Genomic DNA, 17168 nt, shown 5'->3' with positions numbered 1-17168 from the left:
GATGGAGGCGACGGTCGAGTGCCTGGTGGAACGTGGCTGGTCAGGCACCACGACCACCGAGGTGGCCGAGCGAGCGGGCGTGTCGCGGGGTGCGCAGCTGCACCACTTCCGGACGCGTGGCGAACTGGTGGCCGCGGCGGTGGAGCACGTGGGCGCGGAGAGCGTCGAGGTGCTCAAGCGGCGGGCGCAGATCGCGGAGAAGAGCACGCATGCCGTGGTGGAGCTGATCGCGGACTTTCACGCCAGCGACCTGTTCACCGCGGCCTTGGAGCTGTGGGTCGCGGCGCGCACGGACCCGGAACTGCGCGAGCAGGTGCTGGAGCTGCAGGCGCGGCTGGGGCGTGAGGTTTACGGGCTGGCGCTGGAGCTGCTCGACGTCGACGACAGCTTGCCGGGCGTGAGGGACGCCGTGCAGGCGACCCTGGACCTGGTGCGCGGGCTGGCTCTCGCCAACCAGCTCGCGGACGACGGCAAACGCCGCGCGCACGTCGTGCGCTACTGGGCGAGGATGCTGGAGGAGCAGCTGTGATCACAGAACTGCTGGCCGACCTCGACGCGGAGTCGCGGGAGCTCGACGCGATGGTCTCCGGTGCTGAGGACTGGTCGCTGCCCACGCCCGCCGAGGGGTGGACGATCGGGCACCAGATCGGCCATCTCATGTGGACGGACAAGGCGGCGATCCTCGCCATCACGGATCCCGAGGCGTTCCAGGCGCAACCGCTGACGGCGAACATCGTCGACAAGACCGCGGCCGAGGCGGCGGCGTTGCCGGACCTGCTGGAGCTGTGGCGGGACAGCCGGGCGGCGCTGCGGGAGCACCTGGCGCGGGCCTCCGGGAAGATCGTGTGGTTCGGGCCGCCGATGAGCCCGGCGTCGATGGCCACCGCGCGGATCATGGAGACCTGGGCGCACGGCCAGGACGTCGCGGACGCGCTCGGCGTGGTGCGGGAGCCGACGGCGCGGATCAAACACGTGTGCCACCTCGGTGTGCGGACGATGGGATTCGCGTTCCTGCTCAACGGGTTGCCGGTGCCGCAGGCCGAGGTCCGGGTCGAGCTGACCGGGCCGGGCGGGGAGCTGTGGACGTGGGGGCCGCAGGACGCGGAGAACCGGGTTTCCGGGCCTGCGCTGGACTTCGCGTGGCTGGTGACGCAGCGGCGAAACCGCGGGGAGCTGGCGATCGAGGCCACCGGCGAGGTGGCCGAGCAGTGGGTGCCGATCGCGCAAGCCTTTGCGGGGCCGCCGGGAGGTGGCCGGTGATGCGGGGATGCGAGCACGGCGAAGCGGGAGGCCGGCGGTGATCAGGATCGGCAACGCGTCCGGGTTCTACGGCGATCGGTTGTCCGCCATGCGTGAGCAGCTCGAAGGCGGGCACCTCGACGTGCTGACGGGCGACTACCTCGCCGAGCTGACCATGCTGATCCTGGGCCGGGATCGGATGAAGGACTCCAGCCTCGGGTACGCCAAGACTTTTCTCCGGCAGATGGAGGATTGCCTGGCCCTGGCGCTTGACAAGGGCGTCAAGATCGTGACCAACGCGGGCGGGCTCAATCCGGAAGGGCTGGCGCGCAAGCTCGACGCCAAGGTCGGGTACGTCACGGGTGACGATCTCAAGGGCCGGTTCCCGGAGGCGTTGACGGCCAACGCCTACCTGGGCGCGTGGGAGATCGCGGAGTGCCTGAACCAGGGCGCGCAGGTCGTGGTCACCGGGCGGGTCACGGACGCGAGTCTCGTGGTCGGGCCGGCCGCGGCGCACTTCGGCTGGGCCCGCACGGACTGGGACCGGCTGGCAGGAGCCACGGTCGCCGGGCACGTGCTGGAGTGCGGAACGCAGGCGACCGGCGGGAACTACTCGTTCTTCACCGAGATCGACGCGACCAGGCCGGGGTTTCCGATCGCGGAGATCGACGAGGACGGGTCGTGCCTGATCACCAAGCACGACGGTACCGGCGGGGCGGTGACCACGGACACCGTTACGGCACAGCTGTTGTACGAGATCGGGGCGCCGGAGTACCTGGGGCCGGACGTCACGACGCACTTCGACACGATCAGGCTTGAAGAGCATCAAAGAGGCGTCAGGATCAGCGGGACCAGGGGCAGCCTGCCGCCGGACACGCTCAAGGTGTGCCTGAACACGTTGGGCGGCTTCAGGAACGCCACGACGTTCGTCCTCACCGGACTGGACGTGGACGCCAAAGCCGAGCTGGTCAAGCGGCAGCTCCACGACGCCATCGGTGACGAAGGGCTGACGTGGACGCTCGCGCGGACCGACCAGAGCGACGCGGACACCGAGGAGCAGGCGAGCGCGCTGCTGCACGTGACGATCAAGACGGCGGATCCCCGGCGGGCCAAGGGGTTCAGCAGGGCGGCGATCGAGCTGGCGCTGGCGAGCTATCCCGGGTTCCACGTGACGGCGCCTCCCGGTGACGGGACGCCGTTCGGGGTCTACAGGGCGGCGTATGTGAACCGCGACGAGGTCAGCGCCAAGGCGGTGCTGCTGTGAAGAGGCCGTTGGGAACGATCGCCGGAGCGCGCAGCGGGGACAAGGGCGGCGACGCGAACCTCGGCGTGTGGGTTCGCACAGAACAAGCCTACGAGTGGCTCAACGGCTTCCTGACGACCGAGAAGCTCAAAGAGCTGCTGCCGGAGGCGCGAGAGGTCAGCAGGTACGAGCTGCCGAACCTCAAGGCGCTCAACTTCGTGCTGCACGGACTGCTCGGCGACGGGGTGGCGGGCAGCACGCGGTTCGACCCGCAGGCGAAGGCGCTGGGCGAGTGGTTGCGCAGCAGGGAAGTCGAGATCCCGGAGGAGCTCCTGTGATCACGAAGGATCTGTACGAGCGGAAAGAGCTCAGGCAGCTCGTCCGCGACTTCACGCGCAACGAGATCGTGCCGCACCTCGGTCAGTGGGAGCGGGACGGCGAGATTCCTCGTGAGCTGCACAAGAAAGCGGCCGAGCTGGACCTGCTGGGCATCGGGTTCGAGCACGGCGACCTGCTGGACTCGGTGGCGCTGACCGAGGAGATCATCCAGTCCGGCGGCTCGTCGGGGTTGATGGCGGCGCTGTTCACGCTCGGCATCGCGATCCCGCACATCTGGCAGACGGGGAACGAGGACCTGATCGAACGGTTCGCGAAGCCCGCCATCAGGGGCGAGAAGATCGGCAGCCTGGCGGTCACCGAGCCCGGCGCGGGATCCGACGTCGCGGCGATCAGGACCACGGCGACCAGGGACGGCGATCACTACGTCGTCAACGGTGAGAAGACGTTCATCACCTCCGGGTGCAGGGCGGACTTCGTCACGACGGCGGTGCGGACCGGCGAGAAGGGCTACAAGGGCATCTCGCTGCTCGTCATCGAGGACGGCTTCACGCGCCGCAAGCTCGACAAGATGGGCTGGCACTGCAGCGACACCGCGGAACTGCACTTCGACAACGTGCGGGTGCCGGTGAGGAACCTGGTGGGCGAGGAGAACCAGGGCTTCGCGCTGATCATGCGGCAGTTCCAGGTCGAGCGCGTCACGATGGCGGTCGAGGCCTACGCGACGGCGCAGCGGGCGCTCGACCTGACCGTGGAGTGGACCCGCAACCGGGAGACGTTCGGCAAGCCGCTGATCAAGAACCAGGTGGTCGGCCACAAGCTCGCCACGATGGCGCAGAAGATCGACCTGGCGCGGACCTACACCCGAGAGGTCGCGGCGCGGATCAACCGCGGTGAGGACTGCGTCACCGAGGTCTGCTTCGCGAAGAACGCGGCTGTCGAGGCCTGCTCGGAAGTGGTCGACGCGGCGGTGCAGTTGCACGGTGGCATGGGATACATGCGGGAGTCCGAAGTGGAGCGTCACTACCGGGACGCCCGCATCCTCGGTATCGGGGGCGGGGCGAGTGAAGTGATGACCGAGCTCGCGGCACGACGATTGGGGTTCGCCTGATGGGCAACAGGGAGGCGCTGCTCGCGAAGATCGCGGAGCTGGACGCCGAGCACGCCAAGGCGCTCGCGGGAGGTGGGCCGAAGTACGTCGAGCGGCACCACAGGCGCGGCAAGCTGTTGGCCCGCGAACGGGTCGAATTGCTCATCGACGAGGACAGCCCGTTCCTGGAACTGTCGCCGCTCGCGGCGTGGGGCACGGACTTCCCGGTCGGCGCGTCGGTCGTCACCGGCATCGGGCGGATCGAAGGCGTCGAGTGCGTGATCGTCGCGAACGACCCGACGGTGCGTGGTGGCGCGTCGAACCCGTACACGCTGCGGAAGTCCCTGCGGGCCAACGACATCGCGCTGCAGAACCGGTTGCCGCTGGTCAGCCTCGTCGAGTCCGGCGGGGCGGACCTGCCGACGCAGAGCGAAATCTTCATCCCCGGCGGCCGGGCGTTCCGCGACCTGACGCGCCTCAGCGCGGCGGGCATCCCGACGATCACGGCGGTGTTCGGCAACGCGACGGCCGGCGGTGCGTACGTGCCGGGCATGTCGGACTACGTGATCATGATCAAGGAACGGTCGAAGGTGTTCCTGGGCGGTCCACCGCTGGTCAAGATGGCGACCGGCGAGGACGCGGACGACGAGTCGCTGGGCGGCGCGACGATGCACGGCGCCACGTCTGGGCTGGCCGACTTCGTGGCGGAGGACGAGACCGACGCGATCCGGCTGGCCAGGCGCGTGGTCGCCAGGCTGAACTGGAAGAAGCAGGGACCAGAGCCCGCGCCGGTGGAAGAGCCGCTGTTCGACGCCGACAGCATCCTCGACCTCGTCTCCGAGGACCAGCGGGTGCCGTTCGACCCGCGTGACGTCATCGCGAGGCTCGTCGACGCGTCGTTGTTCGACGAGTTCAAGCCGTTGTACGGCACCAGCCTCGTGACCGGCTGGGCCAGGATCCACGGCTACCCGGTCGGCATCCTCGCCAACGCGCGCGGCGTGCTGTTCTCGGAGGAGTCGCAGAAGGCCACGCAGTTCATCCAGCTCGCCAACCAGAGCGACACACCGCTCGTCTTCCTGCAGAACACCACGGGCTACATGGTCGGCGCCCAGTACGAGCAGGGCGGCATCGTCAAGCACGGCTCGATGATGATCAACGCGGTGTCGAACAGCCGGGTGCCGCACCTGACGATCACGATGGGTGCTTCGTACGGCGCGGGCAACTACGGCATGTGCGGCAGGGCGTACGACCCGCGGTTCCTGTTCACCTGGCCCAACGCCAAGTCGGCCGTGATGGGGCCCGCGCAGCTCGCGGGCGTGCTGTCGATCGTCGGGCGGCAGGCCGCCGCGGCGAAGGGGCAGGAGTACAACGAGGAGCACGACGCCGCCATGCGCAAGATGGTCAAGGCGCAGATCGAGGAGCAGTCGCTGGCGCCGTTCCTGTCCGGGAAGCTCTACGACGACGGCGTGATCGATCCGCGTGACACCAGGATCGTCCTCGGTCTCTGTCTCTCCGCTGTCCACAGTGGACCGATCAAAGGCGCCGACGGCTTCGGCGTCTTCCGGATGTGAGCGACATGATCAAGACACTCCTGATCGCCAACCGCGGCGAGATCGCCCGCCGGATCATCCGCACCTGCCAGGCCAACGGAATCCGCACGGTCGCGGTCTTCTCCGACCCGGACGCCGAAGCCCCGCACGTCAAGGAAGCCGACTTCGCGGTCAGGCTTCCCGGTGCGTCCCCCACCGAGACCTATCTCCGCGGCGACCTGCTCGTGGAGGCCGCGACCAAGGCGGGAGCGGATGCCGTCCATCCCGGCTACGGCTTCCTGTCCGAGAACGCCGACTTCGCCAGGTTGGTCCAGGCGGCCGGCCTGACCTGGGTCGGGCCCGAACCGGACTCGATCGAGGCGATGGGCTCCAAGGTGGCCGCGAAGAAGCGGATGGCCGCCGCCGGCGTGCCGACGCTGCCCGAACTCGACCCGGAGACCGTCACCGAGTTCCCGGTGCTGATCAAGGCGTCGGCGGGCGGTGGCGGCGTGGCATGCGGATCGTCCGCGGGAAGGCCGGTTCGCGGACGCGCTGGCCAGCGCGCGACGAGAGGCCGAGTCGGCGTTCGGTGACCCGACGGTGTTCTGCGAGCCGCTGCTGGAGCACGCGCGGCACGTCGAGGTGCAGATCCTCGCAGACACCCACGGCACGGTCTGGGCGCTCGGCGAACGCGAGTGCTCGATCCAGCGCCGGCACCAGAAGATCGTCGAGGAGTCGCCGAGCCCGGCGGTCAACGACGACGTCCGCAAGCGTTTGTTCGCGGCGGCGACCGCGGCGGCCGAGTCGATCGGGTACGTCGGCGCGGGCACCGTCGAGTTCATGCTGAAGGGCGAGGACTTCCACTTCCTGGAGGTCAACACCAGGCTTCAGGTCGAGCACCCGGTCACCGAGCTGGTCCACGGCGTGGATCTCGTCGAATGGCAGCTGCGGATCGCGGAAGGCGCTCCATTGCCCGCCGTGGCGCCGGAACCGCGGGGCCACGCCATCGAGGTCCGCCTCTACGCGGAAGACCCGGACCACGACTGGCGCCCGGCGAGCGGCACGCTGCACAGGTTCCACGTGCCCGGCGACGTCAGGCTCGACAGCGGTGTCGAGGACGGCTCGGTCGTTTCCGTGCACTACGACCCCATGCTGGCCAAGGTGATCGCGCATGCACCGACGCGCGCAGCCGCTGCCCGCAAGCTCGTGACGGCACTGGAAAACGCTCAGATCCACGGCCTGATCACGAACCGCCGGCTGCTCATCGACGTTCTCGGGCACGAGGCGTTCCTCAACGGTGACACGCACACCGGGTTCCTCGCCGAGCACGAGTTCACCCGGTCCGTTGACCCGCAACCGTTTGCGCTCGCCGCCGCGCTCGCGCAGGCGGCCGGCCGCAAGATCGGGCACCTGCCGCTCGGCTGGCGCAACGTGCGGTCGCAGCGGCCGAAGGCGAAGTTCCTGTTCGGTGAGGAGCTCGTCGAGGTCGAGTACGACCCCGCGCAGGCGACCGCGAACACCGTGATCCTCGACCTGGACGGCGTGCGCGCTCCGTTCCACGTCAGCCGGTACGGCGATCTGGTCGAGGTCGACTCTCCGCGCGTTCGGTGTCGCTGACGGCCGTGCCGCGCTTCCCCGAACCGGAGACCAAGCTCGCGCCGGGCGCGACCGTCGCCCCGATGCCCGGCACCGTCGTCAGGGTCAGCGTCAGCCAGGGCGACCAGGTCGAGGCCGGCGCCGAACTCCTGGTGCTGGAAGCCATGAAGATGGAACACCGCGTGCTCGCGAACAACGCCGGCACCGTCACCGAACTTCTCGTCGAGAAAGCCCAGCAGGTCAACGCGGGCGACGTCCTGGCCGTGGTGGCCGAAAAGAATGGAGACGACCAGTGAGCTTCGTCGAGTCCGAAGAGCGGATCGCGCTGCGGAAGGCCGTTTCCGAGCTGGGTGCCAAGTACGGCACCGAGTACTTCGTCGCCAAGTCCAGGTCGGGGGAGAAGACCACCGAGCTGTGGGAGGAAGCGGGCAAGCTCGGCTACCTCGGCGTGGCCGTGCCAGAGGAGTACGGCGGTGGTGGCGGTGGCATCGGCGACCTCGCGGCGGTGTGCGAGGAGCTGGCGGCGGCGGGATGTCCGTTGCTGCTCATGGTGGTGTCACCCGCCATCTGTGCCACGGTGATCGCCAGGTTCGGCACGAGCGAGCAGAAGTCCAAGTGGCTGCCCGGCTTCGCGGACGGCACGCTCAAGATGGCGTTCGCGATCACCGAGCCCGACGCGGGATCCAACGCGCACCAGCTCAAGACGCACGTCCTGCGCGACGGCGACGACTGGATCCTCAAGGGCACCAAGACGTTCATCTCCGGCATCGACGAGGTCGACGCCGTGCTCGTGGTGGCGATCCAGAAGACAGGGCCGGTGCTCGTGATCGTCTCCACGAACACCGAGGGCTTCACGTGGCACCAGATCGAGATGGACCTGGTGGCGCCGGAGAAGCAGTTCACGCTGTTCTTCGACGACGTGCGGCTGCCTTCCGATGCCGTCGTCGGGTCACCGGACCAGGGTCTGCTGCAGGTCTTCGCCGGTCTCAACCCCGAACGGATCATGGGCGCGAGCATGGCGACCGGCTCGGCGCGCCTGGCGATCAGCAAGGCCGTCACTTACGCCCAGCAGCGCACGGTCTGGGAGAGCCCGATCGGGTCTCACCAGGGTCTCGCGCATCCGCTCGCGAAGATCCACATCGAGATCGAGCTGGCCAGGCTGATGACGCAGAAGGCGGCGGCGCTCTACGACTCCGGCCGCGACAAGGACGCGGGCGAGGCCGCGAACATGGCCAAGTACGCGGCGGGCGAGGCCATCGCGGCTGCCGTCGACCAGGCGATCCAGACCCACGGCGGCAACGGGCTGACCTCCGAGTTCGGGCTGGCGTCGATGCTCGGCATGTCCCGGCTCTCCCGCATCGCGCCCGTCTCGCGGGAGATGGTCCTCAACTTCGTCGCGCAGAACTCGCTCAAGCTGCCCCGCAGCTACTGAGAGCTCGTGAGTGGTTGTGGCCGTTCCGGCGGCCGCAACCACCTATCCTCGCGGCATGGGGACCTTCACAACTTCAGACGGCGTCACGCTGGCCTACCACGGGGAAGGTCCGGATCCTCTGATCTGCCTGCCCGGCGGGCCGATGCAGGCGTCGTCCTACCTGGGTGGCCTGCCGCTCGGGAACGTGCTCAGGCTCGACCTGCGCGGCACCGGCGAATCGGCGGAAGCGGACGACTACCGCGTCGATCGTCAGGTCGACGACGTCGAGGCACTGCGCCGCCACCTCGGCCTCGACGTGATCAGCCTGCTCGGCCACTCGGCGGGCGGCACCCTCGCGATCCTCTACGCGACGCGATTTCCGCGGCACGTCAAGGAGCTCGTGCTGATCACGCCGAGCCCGCGCGTCGCCGGCATCGACGTCACCGACGCGGACCGCAGGGAGATCGCGGAGCAGCGGCACGCCGAGCCGTGGTTCGAGCAGGCTTACGCGGCGTTCCAGCAGATCTGGGCGGGCAACTTCACGCCGGAGGCGTTCAAGGGGATCACCCCGTTCCTGCACGGCCGCTGGGACGCCCAGGCGCGGCAGCTCGACGACCACCCGCGCAACGACGACGCCGCCAGGGGCTACTACGCCGAGGGCGCCTTCGACCCCGAGCAGGTCCGCGAACAGATCAAATCCCTTGACGTGCCAACGCTTCTGCTGGCCGGTGAGCTGGACGTGTCACTGCCGCCCAAGCGCGCGCAGGAGTACGCGGACTTCTTCCCGCGCGCACAGCTCGTCGTCCAGCCGGGAGCCGGTCACTACCCTTGGCTCGACGACCCGGAGGCGTTCGCCGCCACGGTCCAGCGCATCCCGTAGAGGCCCGGCCCGAAGTCGAGCGCGGCGGCGTGCGCGTAGCCCCAGGCGTCCACCGGTGCCGGGCGCGCGCCGCCGAACATTTCCGTTCCCGCCGGACCTGACGCGAATTGCTCGCAGGAAGCGGGAGGGGACTCGGCCGGGAATTTGATCTCCAGCACGTAGTCGTGCACCCGTTCGGCGAACCGGCGGAAATGCGTGTGCTCGACCGTCGGATGTGGATAGATCAATTCGTACTCGATCGCGATCGAGTCTCCCGCGGCCATCGGTTCGTCGAACAACAGCTCCGCGACGAGCACTCCGTTCGTGCGTTCACGGGCGATCCGGCCGACCCGGCACGAACGGACGGCGGTCAGCGCGGGCTGCGCCGAACCCGTTTCCTGGCACAGGATCCAGCGGTCCACATCGGCCGTCCTCGCCTGCATGACCTGTCGCGATCGGACGCCGCGCACCCCGCCGCAGGGTGCGACGTCGACCCGGTCGTGCTGGGCGGTCAGCACCAGCCCGGACCCGTCCCACTGGGCCCGGGACGACAGCTCCCGCCTGCGGGAACGTCCACGTGGCCGCGGTGGGCCCAGCAGACGGCTGAGAGCCGCCTGAGGCAGTCCGAGCACGTCTTCGAGGTGCGCGAGAGCCATCAAGGACTCCGGCCGCTCGGGTCTGCGTCTTCCCGACTGCCAGTAGCTCAGGGCCGTCACGCTGATCGGCGCGCCCCGCAGCCGCAGGCGGTGCTGCAACCGTTCCAGGCTGAGACCCCGCACCTGGATCGCGACCCGCAACGCGTCCGCGAACGGACCCGTCACCAACAGGTCGGCGAGCTCCTCGCGCGGTGGGTAAATCGTCAGCATCACCCCTCCGTTTCACGGGGTCAAGGTCGGAAGGCTATCGGCAGCAAAGGGAACGCGGTACAGCCGATCGGCGGTTTCGGGCCGGTGGGAAACCCGGAAAGTTCAGATCTCGGGTCTATTACGCCGCCAATAGTCCCGATTGGGTTCCTGAGCATCCCTGCGACGAACAGGACTACGCAATGCGCAAGACAGCAACCCTGCTGGGCTCTGCGATCATGATCGCTGCCTTCGCGGCACCCGCGTCCGCCGCCGTCGGCGAGATCCGCACGTTCGAGGGCGCGAACAACATCCCCGGCAGCTTCGTCGTGAAGCTGAAGGACAACAGGGTCACCGCGAGCGCAGCGACTCTCGGTGCACGCTTCGGTGGCCAGGTCGGATACGTGTACGACACCGTCTTCAAGGGCTTCTCGGTCAAGATGTCGGACGCCCAGGCCCGCAGACTCGCCGCTGACCCCTCGGTCGAGTACGTGGAACGCGACCAGGTGCTCAGCATCCAGGCCACGCAGGTCAACCCGCCGTCGTGGGGCCTGGACCGGATCGACCAGCGCAACCTGCCGCTCGACCAGCGCTACACCTACAACACCACCGGCTCCGGCGTGAACGCCTACGTCATCGACACCGGCGTCCGGATCAGCCACCAGACGTTCGGCGGCCGCGCGAAGAACGGCCGCGACTTCGTCGACAACGACGCCGTCGCGCAGGACTGCGAGGGTCACGGCACGCACGTCGCCGGCACCATCGCGGGCTCGCAGTACGGCGTGGCCAAGGCGACGAACATCATCGCGGTGCGCGTGCTCAACAACCAGGGCTCCGGCACGCTCGCCGGCGTCAACGCGGGCATCAACTGGGTGGCCGCGAACCACGTCAAGCCCGCGGTGGCGAACATGTCGCTCGGTGGCGGCGCGAACGCCTCGCTCGACAGCGCCGTGCAGGGCGCGATCACGCGCGGCGTCACGTTCGCGGTCGCGGCCGGCAACGCGAACACCAACGCCGCCAACACCTCGCCCGCACGCGTCGGCGCGGCGATCACCGTGGGATCGACCGACCGCAACGACGCGCGGTCGTCGTTCTCCAACTACGGCCCGGTTGTCGACGTGTTCGCTCCTGGCCGCGACATCACGTCCGCGTGGAACACCAGTGACACCGCCACGAACACCATCTCCGGCACCTCGATGGCGACGCCGCACGTCGCCGGCGTGGTGGCCAGGTACCTGCAGGGCAACCGCAACGTGACGCCCGCGCAGGTCTCGACCGCGATCACCTCCAACGCCACCAACGGCAAGGTGACCAACCCGGGCGCCGGCACGACGACGAGGCTCCTGTACTGGGCGCCGACCAGCTGAGCAGAACCCTGAGATGTGCGGCCCCGGCTCCCTTCGAGCCGGGGCCGTTTTCCCTGCCCCAATTTTTGGGAGAACGAAAGGAAGTTCCCTGTGAGAGCCCTGCTGGGAGTCGCCGCCCTGGCGGCAATGGTCGTGGTCGCCCCGGCGTCCGCGGCCACGTCCTCGTACATCGTGGTCCTTCGCGACGGAGCTGTGTCGTCGTTCAGCGGTGCGGTGGAGCACCGGTACACCAGTGTTTTCAACGGTTTCAGCGCCCGGCTGACAGCCGCTGAAGTCAAGCGGATGAAGGCAGACCCGAACGTGTCCCATGTGGAACGTGACGGGATCGTGCACGCCAACAGCACGCAGCTCAACCCGCCGTGGGGTCTGGACCGGATCGACCAGCGCGCGTTGCCGTTGGACAAGAAGTACTCCTACACCAGCACCGGTCGCGGCGTGAACATCTACGTGATCGACACCGGCATTCGCGTGACGCACACCGACTTCGGCGGCCGCGCCCGCAACGGCTGGGACACCGTCGACAACGACGCGGTCGCGCAGGACGACAACGGCCACGGCACGCACGTCGCCGGCATCGCCGCGGGCACGACGTACGGTGTTGCCAAGCGCGCCACGGTCTGGGGCGTGCGGGTGCTGAACGGTCAGGGCAGCGGCACGATCTCCGGTGTCATCGCGGGCGTGGACTGGGTGACCCGCAACGCCGTGAAGCCCGCGGTGGCCAACATGTCGCTGGGCGGCAGCGCTTCCGCCGCTCTGGACGACGCGGTCCGGCGTTCGATCGCTTCCGGTGTCTCGTACACGGTCGCGGCCGGCGGCAGCAACACCGATCCCGGCAACTCGTCGCCCCAGCGGGTTTCCCAGGCGATCTGCGTGGGCGCGTTGACGCAGACCGACACCAAGTCGTCGTCGTCGAACTTCGGTCCGCTGGTGGACATCTGGGCTCCTGGCGTCAGCATTCCGTCCACCTGGAACACCGGAGACACCGCCACGAACACCATCTCAGGCACCTCGATGGCGGCACCGCACGCGGCCGGTGTCGCGGCCAGGTACCTGGAGTTCAACCGGGCAGCCACACCCGCACAGGTCGAGCGCGCATTGGTTACCACGGGCACTCCGGGGACACCACCCGTCACTCGTATTCTTTACTGGCCGCCGTCACTGTGAATGGTGAAAACACAGGTTCGTCCTAACCTTTAGGACACCCTTGGCAGGAACCGGATCGATCCATAGCGTCGAAAGTGTTCGTTCCCCTGCAAAGAACGGAATGCACATCATGACGCGAAAGATCCGGTTCCTGGCCGGTGCCGGCGCGGCGACCCTCGCCATGTCGGTTCTGATGGTCCCTTCGGCGTCGGCCGCCGAAGGTGAGGTCCTGTCCCTCGGCTCTCCCGAGAAGATCGCGGGCAGCTTCATCGTGAAGCTGAAGGAGGGCAAGGCCGGCTCGCACGCCCTGGCCTCGCGTTTCGGCGCGAAGGTGGAGCGCGAGTACACCAGCTTCGGCGGTTTCAACGTGAAGCTGACCGAGAAGCAGGCCAAGCGCCTTGCCGCGGACCCGTCCGTCGAGTTCGTCGAGGCCGACCAGGTCGTGCACACGCAGGCCACGCAGACGAACCCGCCGTCGTGGGGTCTCGACCGCATCGACCAGCGCAACCTGCCGCTGAACCAGTCGTACAGCTACACCTCGACCGGCTCGGGCGTGACGGCGTACGTCGTCGACACCGGCGTGCGCATCAGCCACTCCACGTTCGGCGGCCGCGCCTCCAACGGCCGTGACTTCGTCGACAACGACAACGTGGCCCAGGACGGCAACGGCCACGGCACCCACGTCGCCGGCACCATCGCGGGCTCGCAGTACGGCGTCGCGAAGGCCGCGAAGATCGTCGCCGTCCGCGTGCTCGACAACAACGGTTCCGGCACCCTCGCCGGCGTCGCGGCGGGCATCGACTGGGTGGCCGCCAACGCGGTCAAGCCGGCCGTGGCGAACCTGTCGCTCGGCGGCGGCGCCAACGCCACGCTCGACACGGCTGTGCGCAACGCCGTCGCAAAGGGCGTGACGTTCGCGGTCGCGGCGGGCAACTCCAACGCCAATGCGTCCGGCTTCTCCCCGGCCCGCGTGACCGAGGCGATCACGGTCGGCTCCACCGACCGCACCGACGCCCGATCGTCGTTCTCGAACTACGGCTCGGTGCTGGACATCTTCGCGCCGGGCCGCGACATCACGTCGGCCTGGAACACCTCCGACAGCGCCACCAGCACCATCTCGGGCACGTCGATGGCCACCCCGGCCGTCGCGGGTGCCGCCGCTCGCTACCTCTCGACGAACCGCGCGGCGACGCCGGCTCAGGTCGCCTCGTACCTGATCGCGCAGTCGACGCCGTCGAAGGTGACGTCGCCGGGTTCGGGCTCGCCGAACCGCCTGCTGTACCTCGCGCCGACCGCGTGAGCTAGCTGTTCGTGGGAAGGCCGCGGCTGATGTCGCGGCCTTTTCCTTTGGTTAGAGGACCTGGTCCGCGACTGCGAGCGCCACGAGATAGAGGACGACCATGAGCCCCGCGCCGATCCACGGCCAGTAGGCGCGGGGCGCGCGCAAGGCCCGGAACCACGTCGCGAAGGTCGCGGACAGCCCGATCACGAAGGTGCCGACCAACGTCATCGTGAACGGCACCATGCACGCGCCAGTGCATTTCTGCACCGGCGTGAAGCCGAGAATGCCGAGGAACAGCACACCGACGGCCACCATGAACATCACGAGCATGCCGACGACGGCCACCGGGATCCGCATGCGCGAGACGCTAGTCAACGGAGATCACTTACGCCCGCGAAAGCCCTGCGTGAAAATCTGTCGGTGCCGTTGGCTAGCCTTGACGGCAAAGCTGACTTCGTCTACAAGGAGCCACCACCGTGTTGCGCACGCACGAGGCCGGATCACTCCGGGCCGAGCACGCCGGGCAGTCCGTCACCCTCACCGGGTGGGTCGCTCGCCGGCGTGATCACGGCGGTGTCATCTTCATCGACCTCCGCGACGCCTCCGGTGTCGCCCAGGTCGTGTTCCGCGAGGGCGAGATGGCCGAGCGCGCGCACCGGCTGCGCAGCGAGTACGTCATCAAGGTCACCGGTGACGTCAGCAAGCGGCCAGAGGGCAGTGAGAACCCCGACCTCGCCACCGGCGCCATCGAGGTCTACGTGTCCGAGCTCGAGGTGCTGAACGAGGCCGCGCCGCTGCCGTTCCAGGTCGAGGGCGAGGGCGAGATCGGCGAGGAGGCCCGCCTCAAGCACCGCTACCTCGACCTGCGCCGCTCCGGCCCGGCCAAGGCCATCCGGCTGCGCAGCGAGGTCAGCCGCATCGCGCGCGACGTGCTGCACGGCGAGAAGTTCATCGAGATCGAGACCCCGACCCTGACCCGCAGCACCCCGGAAGGCGCCCGCGACTTCCTGGTGCCCGCGCGGCTGCGTCCCGGCTCCTGGTACGCGCTGCCGCAGTCGCCGCAGCTGTTCAAGCAGCTGCTGATGGTCGGTGGCATGGAGCGCTACTACCAGATCGCGCGTTGCTACCGGGACGAGGACTTCCGCGCGGACCGCCAGCCGGAGTTCACCCAGCTCGACATCGAGATGAGCTTCGTCGAGCAGGACGACGTCATCGGCCTGACCGAGAAGCTGCTCTCCTCGATCTGGAAGGAGACCAAGGACGTCGAGCTGCCGCTGCCGTTCCGCCGCATCTCCTACGCCGAGGCGATGTCGAAGTACGGCACGGACAAGCCGGACCTGCGCTTCGAGCTGGAGCTGACCGAGCTCACCGAGTACTTCAAGGACACGACGTTCCGCGTGTTCCAGGCGCCGTACGTCGGTGCCGTCGTCATGCCGGGTGGTGCGAGCCAGCCGCGCCGCACGCTCGACGCGTGGCAGGAGTTCGCCAAGCAGCGCGGCCACAAGGGCCTCGCGTACGTGCTCCTCGCCGAGGACGGCACGCTGGGCGGTCCTGTCGCGAAGAACCTGACCGACGCCGAGCGCGACGGTCTGGCCAAGGCGGTCGGCGCCAACCCCGGTGACTGCATCTTCTTTGCCGCGGGCGAGGCTCGTGACGCGCGCGCTCTGCTGGGTGCGGCCCGTGTCGAGATCGCGCACCGCGTCGGCCTGATCGACGAGAGTGCATGGGCGTTCGCGTGGGTCGTCGACTTCCCGATGTTCGAGTCGGTCGACAAGCTCGACGCGGGTGACGTCGCGGTCGGTGGCGGCAACTGGACCGCGCTGCACCACGCGTTCACCTCCCCGACGCCGGAGTGGATCGACAACTTCGAGACCGACCCCGGCAACGCGCTGGCCTACGCCTACGACGTGATCCTCAACGGCAACGAGCTCGGCGGTGGCTCGATTCGTATCCACCGCGCGGACGTGCAGCAGCGCGCGTTCACCGTGATGGGCATCGGTGCCGAGGAGGCGCAGGAGAAGTTCGGCTTCCTGCTCGACGCGTTCAAGTACGGCGCGCCGCCCCACGGCGGCATCGCGCTCGGCTGGGACCGCCTCTGCATGCTGCTCGCGGGCGTCGACTCGATCCGCGAGGTCATCGCGTTCCCGAAGAGCGGCGGCGGCTACGACCCGCTGACCGCGGCCCCGGCGCCGATCACCGCCCAGCAGCGCAAGGAAGCCGGCGTCGACGCCAAGCCCGAGCAGAAGCAGTAATGCTGCGGCTGCGGGTGGTCTGTCCCGCAGACCAGACCGAGGCCGCGCTCGAGATCCTCCGCGACCACGCGGGAGCCACCCACCTGGTGGTCCTGCGTGGCGCGGCGATCGACCCCGAGGGCGACCTGATCACGGCCGACGTGGCGCGCGAGGCGGTCGACGAGATCGTCGTCGCGCTCTGCGACCTGCACATCGACCACACCGGCGGCGTCACGATCGAGACGATCGACACGTCGCTGTCCGACGCCGCCGACCGCGCCGAGGAGAACGCGCCGGGCGAGGGCTCCGACGTGATCGTGTGGGAAGAGCTGATCGCGAAGTCCGGCGAGGAGTCCCGGCCCAGCGTCACCTTCCAGGCGTTCCTCACCATCGCCTGCCTGCTGGCGGCGGTGGGTGTCGCGACGAACTCGCCGGTCACGATCGTCGGCGCGATGGTCGTGGGTCCGGAGTTCGGCCCGCTCGCCGCGATCGCCGTCGGTCTCGTCGCGAAGCGCTGGGACCTGGTCAAACGGGCGTCGATCGCGCTCGCGGTCGGGTTCCCGCTGGCCATGGTGATCACGTCGGTGCTCACGTGGTTCGGCGAGCTCGGCGGGCTGTTCGACAAGGCCGACCTCGTCAACGGCCACCAGGTCGACTTCGTCTACGAGTTCGGACCGTTCTCGCTGATCGTCGCACTGCTGGCGGGCGCGGCGGGCATGCTGTCGATGACGTCGGCGAAGTCCGCGGCACTCGTCGGCGTGTTCATCTCGGTCACCACGGTTCCGGCCGCCGGATACGCCGCGCTGGCCGCTGTTCTCGGAGTGTGGGACAGAGTGGGGCCCGCAGTTGCCCAGTTGGGCATCAACTTGATCGGTATTGTCGCCGCGGCCTCGCTCGTTCTGTTGATCCGCAGGAGCAGGGCAACGGATGGTGTTTCCACACGTCCACTGTCCAAGGGGTGATCCGGAAACAGCGCGAGCCGTTATCAACGAGTGATGGT

13 protein-coding genes and 2 pseudogenes are annotated in these 17168 nt (G+C 68.7%); 13 read left to right on the top strand and 2 right to left on the bottom strand.

The features are described 5' to 3' along the window. Nucleotide 1 precedes the first annotated feature (1 nt). From FXN61_RS10390 to FXN61_RS10355, 8 genes and pseudogenes are all read left to right on the top strand, one after another. A complete protein-coding gene (locus FXN61_RS10390; protein WP_246291230.1) occupies nucleotides 2-529 on the top strand; it encodes a TetR/AcrR family transcriptional regulator in 528 nt (175 codons plus the stop codon). Then, complete coding sequence (locus FXN61_RS10385; RefSeq protein ID WP_167972645.1) at nucleotides 526-1260, top strand: TIGR03084 family metal-binding protein; 735 nt, start codon at nucleotides 526-528, stop codon at nucleotides 1258-1260. Before FXN61_RS10390 ends, FXN61_RS10385 begins: the two co-directional genes overlap by 4 nt. 7 nt (nucleotides 1261-1267) lie before the next feature. Beyond that, nucleotides 1268-2820, top strand: a pseudogene (locus tag FXN61_RS10380) (acyclic terpene utilization AtuA family protein). Continuing rightward, complete coding sequence (locus FXN61_RS10375) at nucleotides 2817-3929, top strand: acyl-CoA dehydrogenase family protein (protein WP_167972643.1); 1113 nt, start codon at nucleotides 2817-2819, stop codon at nucleotides 3927-3929. Before FXN61_RS10380 ends, FXN61_RS10375 begins: the two are co-directional and overlap by 4 nt. Continuing rightward, the gene (locus FXN61_RS10370; protein WP_167972641.1) at nucleotides 3929-5479 is read left to right on the top strand and encodes an acyl-CoA carboxylase subunit beta; all 1551 of its coding nucleotides are present in this window, start codon (nucleotides 3929-3931) and stop codon (nucleotides 5477-5479) included. Before FXN61_RS10375 ends, FXN61_RS10370 begins: the two co-directional genes overlap by 1 nt. A gap of 5 nt (nucleotides 5480-5484) precedes the next feature. Then, a pseudogene (locus FXN61_RS51850) lies at nucleotides 5485-7329 on the top strand (acetyl/propionyl/methylcrotonyl-CoA carboxylase subunit alpha). Next, complete coding sequence (locus FXN61_RS10360) at nucleotides 7326-8465, top strand: acyl-CoA dehydrogenase family protein (RefSeq protein ID WP_167972639.1); 1140 nt, start codon at nucleotides 7326-7328, stop codon at nucleotides 8463-8465. The pseudogene FXN61_RS51850 and the gene FXN61_RS10360 overlap by 4 nt, the downstream one beginning before the upstream one ends. Nucleotides 8466-8520: 55 nt before the next feature. Next, a complete protein-coding gene (locus tag FXN61_RS10355) occupies nucleotides 8521-9324 on the top strand; it encodes an alpha/beta fold hydrolase (RefSeq protein WP_167972637.1) in 804 nt (267 codons plus the stop codon). Here the strand turns inward: FXN61_RS10355 and FXN61_RS10350 are convergent. After that, nucleotides 9267-10169 (bottom strand): hypothetical protein, encoded by a 903-nt coding sequence (locus FXN61_RS10350; RefSeq protein WP_167972635.1) that lies wholly within the window; start codon nucleotides 10167-10169, stop codon nucleotides 9267-9269. The genes FXN61_RS10355 and FXN61_RS10350 overlap by 58 nt on opposite strands. A gap of 179 nt (nucleotides 10170-10348) precedes the next feature. On the opposite strand from FXN61_RS10350, the gene FXN61_RS10345 reads away from it, so the two are divergent. From FXN61_RS10345 to FXN61_RS10335, 3 genes are all read left to right on the top strand, one after another. Beyond that, nucleotides 10349-11512: a S8 family peptidase gene (locus FXN61_RS10345; RefSeq protein WP_167972633.1), complete on the top strand. Its 1164-nt coding sequence runs from the start codon at nucleotides 10349-10351 to the stop codon at nucleotides 11510-11512. 90 nt (nucleotides 11513-11602) lie between these two features. Next, a complete protein-coding gene (locus FXN61_RS10340) occupies nucleotides 11603-12676 on the top strand; it encodes a S8 family peptidase (protein WP_312877630.1) in 1074 nt (357 codons plus the stop codon). A 109-nt stretch (nucleotides 12677-12785) separates the two neighbouring features. Beyond that, entirely contained in the window at nucleotides 12786-13955 is a 1170-nt protein-coding gene (locus FXN61_RS10335) for a S8 family peptidase (protein WP_376770620.1), read from the top strand. A gap of 51 nt (nucleotides 13956-14006) precedes the next feature. Here the strand turns inward: FXN61_RS10335 and FXN61_RS10330 are convergent, their stop codons facing one another. Further along, nucleotides 14007-14294, bottom strand: a complete 288-nt coding sequence (locus FXN61_RS10330; protein WP_167972629.1) for a hypothetical protein — start codon at nucleotides 14292-14294, stop codon at nucleotides 14007-14009. 119 nt (nucleotides 14295-14413) lie between these two features. On the opposite strand from FXN61_RS10330, the gene aspS reads away from it, so the two are divergent. Both aspS and FXN61_RS10320 read left to right on the top strand, forming a co-directional pair. Beyond that, nucleotides 14414-16189 carry an aspartate--tRNA ligase gene (aspS, locus tag FXN61_RS10325; RefSeq protein ID WP_167972627.1) on the top strand — a complete coding sequence of 592 codons (1776 nt, stop codon included), beginning with the start codon at nucleotides 14414-14416 and terminating at the stop codon, nucleotides 16187-16189. Next, nucleotides 16189-17130: a DUF389 domain-containing protein gene (locus FXN61_RS10320; protein ID WP_167972625.1), complete on the top strand. Its 942-nt coding sequence runs from the start codon at nucleotides 16189-16191 to the stop codon at nucleotides 17128-17130. Before aspS ends, FXN61_RS10320 begins: the two co-directional genes overlap by 1 nt. The last annotated feature ends 38 nt before the right edge of the window (nucleotides 17131-17168 follow it).

The sequence above is a fragment of the Lentzea indica genome (genome assembly GCF_012184385.1).
Classification (GTDB): Bacteria; Actinomycetota; Actinomycetes; order Mycobacteriales; family Pseudonocardiaceae; genus Lentzea; species Lentzea indica.
This window is presented reverse-complemented; position numbering and strand designations above follow the sequence as displayed.

Coding starts and splice junctions, on each gene's coding strand:
- FXN61_RS10390 (WP_246291230.1), top strand. CDS start 2: ATGGAGGCGACGGTCGAGTGCCTGGTGGAACGTGGCTGGTCAGGCACC.
- FXN61_RS10370 (WP_167972641.1), top strand. CDS start 3,929: ATGGGCAACAGGGAGGCGCTGCTCGCGAAGATCGCGGAGCTGGACGCC.
- FXN61_RS10355 (WP_167972637.1), top strand. CDS start 8,521: ATGGGGACCTTCACAACTTCAGACGGCGTCACGCTGGCCTACCACGGG.
- FXN61_RS10350 (WP_167972635.1), bottom strand. CDS start 10,169: ATGCTGACGATTTACCCACCGCGCGAGGAGCTCGCCGACCTGTTGGTG.
- FXN61_RS10345 (WP_167972633.1), top strand. CDS start 10,349: ATGCGCAAGACAGCAACCCTGCTGGGCTCTGCGATCATGATCGCTGCC.
- FXN61_RS10335 (WP_376770620.1), top strand. CDS start 12,786: ATGACGCGAAAGATCCGGTTCCTGGCCGGTGCCGGCGCGGCGACCCTC.
- FXN61_RS10330 (WP_167972629.1), bottom strand. CDS start 14,294: ATGCGGATCCCGGTGGCCGTCGTCGGCATGCTCGTGATGTTCATGGTG.
- FXN61_RS10320 (WP_167972625.1), top strand. CDS start 16,189: ATGCTGCGGCTGCGGGTGGTCTGTCCCGCAGACCAGACCGAGGCCGCG.